General features: G+C 64.8%; 2 protein-coding genes. Both read left to right on the top strand.

The genetic code is table 11. The features are described from left to right. Positions 1-847, top strand: an 847-nt coding sequence (locus ABT116_RS49385) for an acyl-CoA dehydrogenase family protein (RefSeq protein WP_351648199.1), incomplete at its 5' end; no start/stop codon positions are given. 27 nt (positions 848-874) lie between these two features. Beyond that, on the top strand, positions 875-1,009 hold the full coding sequence (locus ABT116_RS49380; RefSeq protein WP_351648197.1) for a hypothetical protein: 135 nt from the start codon (positions 875-877) through the stop codon (positions 1,007-1,009). Positions 1,010-1,100 lie beyond the last annotated feature (91 nt).

Genomic DNA, 1,100 nt, shown 5'->3' with positions numbered 1-1,100 from the left:
TGCACGTCCGATCCTCGCCCCCAGCGGCGTTGCAGTAGCACTGACGCAGTGGGGCACCGACGCGCAGCAGAAGACCTACCTTCCGGCCTTCACCGGCGAGCAGGTCCCCGGCGCAGCAGTGGTGGTCAACGAACCACGCGCACTGTTCGATCCGTTTGCCCTGCAGACCAAGGCAGTGCGCTCCCCCAGCGGCTACAAGCTCAACGGCGTCAAGAGCTTGGTGCCCGCCGCGGCTACGTCCGAACTCTTCGTCATCGCCGCAGAACTCGACGGCAAGCCGTCCTTCTTCATCGTCGAATCCGACACCAAGGGACTCGTCGTCGAAGCAGATCCCAGCATGGGTCTGCGCGCCGCCGGCCTGGGTCGCCTGATCCTCACCGACGTCGCCGTGTCGGAGTCCGCACTGCTCGGCGACGGTGATGCCGATCAGCGCAAGGCCGAGTATGCCGACGCGATTCGACTGGCCCGCCTCGGTTGGGCGTCCATGGCCGTCGGAACCAGCCAGGCAGTTCTCGACTACGTGATTCCGTACGTCAACGAGCGCGAAGCGTTCGGCGAGCCGATCAGCCACCGCCAGGCCGTGGCCTTCATGGTCGCGAACATCGGCATCGAACTCGACGGACTGCGTCTGGTCACGCTTCGCGGCGCTTCCCGCGCCGAGCAGGGCTTGTCCTTCGCTCGCGAATCCGCTCTGGCCCGGAAGCTGGCTTCCGAGAAGGGCATGCAGATCGGCCTCGACGGTGTGCAACTCCTCGGTGGACACGGGTTCACCAAGGAACACCCGGTCGAGCGCTGGTACCGCGACCTCCGTGCCATCGGCGTTGCCGAGGGCATCGTCCTCATCTGACGCCGCTGAACTTCCAGGAGAACCACGATGATCAACCTCGAACTTCCCAAGAAGCTCAAAGCATCAGCGAACCAGGCACATCAGGTCGCGGCGCAGATCTTCCGACCCATCTCACGTAAGTACGATCTTGCTGAGCACGAGTACCCCGTCGAGCTCGACTGAAACCGCCGGTAAGGCGGATACTCGCAGCGCATGACGCGTGTGACGAGTGTGGTACGGCGGAGGGCGGGAGCCTTGCGCGGGCGGAGGGACA

This window comes from Streptomyces sp. NPDC002130 (genome assembly GCF_040296465.1).
GTDB lineage: Bacteria > Actinomycetota > Actinomycetes > Streptomycetales > Streptomycetaceae > Streptomyces.
The sequence above is the reverse complement of the archived record's forward strand: the minus strand, read 5'-3'. Positions and strand labels throughout refer to the sequence as shown.

What these genes read in the sequence shown, in the direction of transcription:
- ABT116_RS49380 (WP_351648197.1), top strand. Translation starts at nt 875, where the DNA reads ATGATCAACCTCGAACTTCCCAAGAAGCTCAAAGCATCAGCGAACCAG.